The organism is Mesorhizobium sp. M4A.F.Ca.ET.022.05.2.1, from assembly GCF_003998845.1.
In the GTDB taxonomy this organism is placed as follows: domain Bacteria; phylum Pseudomonadota; class Alphaproteobacteria; order Rhizobiales; family Rhizobiaceae; genus Mesorhizobium.
This window is the reverse complement of sequence record NZ_RZOJ01000552.1, coordinates 1-3,189: the sequence shown is the minus strand read 5'-3', so window position 1 is coordinate 3,189 and position 3,189 is coordinate 1. Positions and strand designations below refer to the sequence as shown.

At 67.0% G+C, this 3,189-nt stretch carries 3 protein-coding genes; all 3 read left to right on the top strand.

All coding sequences use genetic code 11. The features are described from left to right. Positions 1 to 769: tetratricopeptide repeat protein (locus tag EN745_RS32490; RefSeq protein ID WP_127423140.1), on the top strand; the 769-nt coding region annotated here is incomplete at its 5' end. Positions 770 to 772: 3 nt separating this feature from the next. Beyond that, positions 773 to 1,216, top strand: coding sequence for a cytochrome c maturation protein CcmE (gene ccmE / locus EN745_RS32485; RefSeq protein WP_126055762.1), 444 nt, complete (start codon positions 773 to 775; stop codon positions 1,214 to 1,216). Further along, positions 1,216 to 3,189, top strand: a 1,974-nt coding sequence (locus EN745_RS32480; protein WP_145992265.1) for a heme lyase CcmF/NrfE family subunit, incomplete at its 3' end; no start/stop codon positions are given. The genes ccmE and EN745_RS32480, both read left to right, overlap by 1 nt.

Genomic DNA, 3,189 nt, shown 5'->3' with positions numbered 1-3,189 from the left:
GTTGGCCGAGAGGCTCGCCAAGAATCCCGCCGATTCCTCGGTCGACGAGCTGGTGGCGCGCGCCGAGGCGCATCTTGCCGCCAACCCGTCCGACGGCAGGGGCTGGGACGTGCTGGCGCCGGTCTATCTGCGGCTGCAGCGCTATTCCGACGCGGCGCGAGCCTACCGCAACGCCATCCGCCTCGACGGCGATAGCGCCGCGCGCCAGGTAGGTCTGGGCGAGGCGATCGCCAACGCCGCCGGCGGCATCGTCTCGGCCGAGGCTCAAGATGCCTTCGAGGCGGCGCTGAAGCAGGACCCCGCCAATGCGAAGGCGAGCTTCTACCTGGCGATGGGTCTCGCTCAGGAAGGCCGTGCCGGCGAGGCGACGGCTGCCTGGCAAAAGATGCTGGGTGCGCTGCCGCCGGATTCTCCGTGGCGTGGCGCGGTCGAGCAGGCGCTGGCCGACGCAGCGGGCAAATCCGTCGCAGGGATCGCGCCCGCCAATGGCCCGGACGCGCAAGCGGTCGATGCCGCGCAGCAGATGTCGCCGCAGGACAGGCAGGCGATGATCGAGACCATGGTCGCCGGCCTCGATGAAAAGCTCAGACAAAACCCGCGCGACGTGGAAGGATGGATGCGGCTCATTCGTTCCTATGCGGTGCTGGGCAAGGCCGACCAGGCGCGCGATGCGCTCGGCCGCGCCATTGCCGTCTTTGGCGCCGGGAGCGATGAAGCGAAGAAGTTCACCGCTTTTGCCGCCACGCTCGGCCTGATGGCGACGGAGTAGACGATGACACGCAAGCAGAAGCGGCTGTCGGTGATCGTGGCCGGGCTGGCGTTCCTCGCCGCCGCCACCGGTCTCACCTTCTACGCGCTTGGCCAGAAAGCCTCCTATTTCTACATGCCCGGCGATCTCGCCACGGCGACTGTTCAGCCCGGCCAGCGTATCCGGCTGGGCGGGCTGGTCGAAAAGGGCACGATCGTGCGCGGGCAGGGCGCGACGGTCGCCTTCTCGGTGACCGACAAGCAGAAATCGGTCAAGATCAGCTATACCGGTATCCTGCCCGACCTGTTCCGCGAGGAGCAAGGCGTCATCACCGAAGGCAGCTTCGGGCCGGACGGTATCTTCGTCGCCGACAGCGTGCTCGCCAAGCATGACGAGCGCTATATGCCCAAGGAAGTCGCCGATGGGCTGAAAGCCAAGGGCGTCTGGCAGGAGAGCAAGAGCGAATAATGGTCGAAACCGGACATTTCGCGCTCGTCCTGGCCTTTGCGCTGTCACTGGTGCAGATGCTGGTGCCGCTCTATGGCGCGCGCGTCGGCAACCAGAAAATGATGGCGGTTGGCGGTCCTGTGACGGTCACCGGCTTCGCGCTCACCGCGCTGTCCTTCGCCGCGCTGGCCAGCGCCTATGCCGGGTCCGACTTCTCGGTGGCGAGCGTCTGGGAGAACTCGCACTCGCTGCAGCCGCTGATCTACAAGATCACCGGTACCTGGGGCAACCACGAGGGCTCGATGCTGCTCTGGGTGCTGATCCTGACCTTCTTCGGCACGCTCGTCGCCGTGTTCGGTTCAAACCTGCCGGCGACGCTCAGGGCCAATGTGCTCGCCGTGCAAGGGGCGATCGGCTGCGCCTTCTTCCTGTTCATCCTGGCGACGTCCAATCCCTTCATCCGGCTGAACCCGGCGCCGATCGAGGGCCGCGACCTCAACCCTATCCTGCAGGACCTCGGCCTCGCCATCCATCCGCCGCTGCTCTATCTCGGCTATGTCGGCTTCTCGATTTGCTTTTCCTTCTCGGTCGCCGCCCTCATCGAGGGCCGCATCGACGCCTCCTGGGCGCGCTGGGTGCGGCCATGGACGCTGGTCGCCTGGATGTTCCTCACCGGCGGCATCGCCATGGGCTCCTACTGGGCTTATTACGAACTCGGCTGGGGCGGTTTCTGGTTCTGGGATCCGGTCGAGAACGCGTCCTTCATGCCCTGGCTGGCAGGTACGGCGCTGCTCCATTCGGCGATCGTCATGGAGAAGCGCTCGGCGCTGAAGATCTGGACGCTGCTGCTCGCCATCCTCACCTTCTCGCTGTCGCTGCTCGGCACCTTCCTGGTGCGCTCCGGCGTGCTTACCTCGGTGCATGCCTTCGCCACCGACCCGGCGCGCGGCGTCTTCATCCTCTGCATCCTGACGCTGTTCATCGGTGGTTCGCTGGCGCTGTTCGCGCTGCGCGCCTCGAGGCTGACCGCCGGCGGCCTGTTCCATCCGATCTCGCGCGAGGGCGCGCTGGTCCTCAACAATCTGTTCCTCACCACCGCCACGGCCACGGTGCTGGTGGGCACGCTCTATCCGCTGGCGCTGGAAGCCGTCACCGGCGGCAAGATCTCGGTCGGCGCGCCGTTCTTCGACCTGACCTTCGGCCCGTTGATGCTGCCGCTCTTGGCAATCGTGCCGTTCGGGCCGCTGCTTGCCTGGAAGCGCGGCGACGTCCTTGCCGCCGCCCAACGGCTGATGGCCGCCTTCGCGGCAGCGCTCGCCGCCGTGCTGGTGACGGCGCTGTTCATCGACGGCGCGTCGGTGTTCGCCGCGCTTGGCGTCGGTCTCGCCGTCTGGCTGGTCTGCGGCGCGCTCACCGATCTCGCCGTCAAATCGGGTATCGGCAATGTTGCGCCGGCGGTTGCGCTCAGCCGCTTCGCCGGCCTGCCGCGCTCGGTGTTCGGCACCGCGCTCGCCCATCTCGGCCTCGGCCTGACCCTGCTAGGCATCGTCGGGACCATGAGTTTCGGCACCGAGAAGATCCTGACCATGCGCGCCGGCGATACGGTGGAGCTCTCCGGCCATAGGCTCCGCTTCGAGGGTCTCTACCCGGCGCAAGGACCGAACTACAGCGAGGATCGCGGCCGCTTCCTGTTCATCGGCGCCGACGGCAACGCCAAGGGCGAGATCAGCTCGGCCAAGCGCTTCTATCCTGTGCGCCAGATGACGACCACCGAATCCGGCATCAGGACTGTTTGGTTCAGCCAGCTCTATCTGTCGCTTGGCGACGAGGGCAATGACGGCTCCGTCGTCGTTCGGCTGTGGTGGAAGCCGCTGGTGACGCTGATCTGGGGTGGCGCCCTGGTGATGATGGCGGGCGCGGCGATGTCGCTGCTCGACCGCCGCCTGCGCGTCGGTGCGCCGTCGCGCCCGCCATCATCACCAGGGCGCCACCCC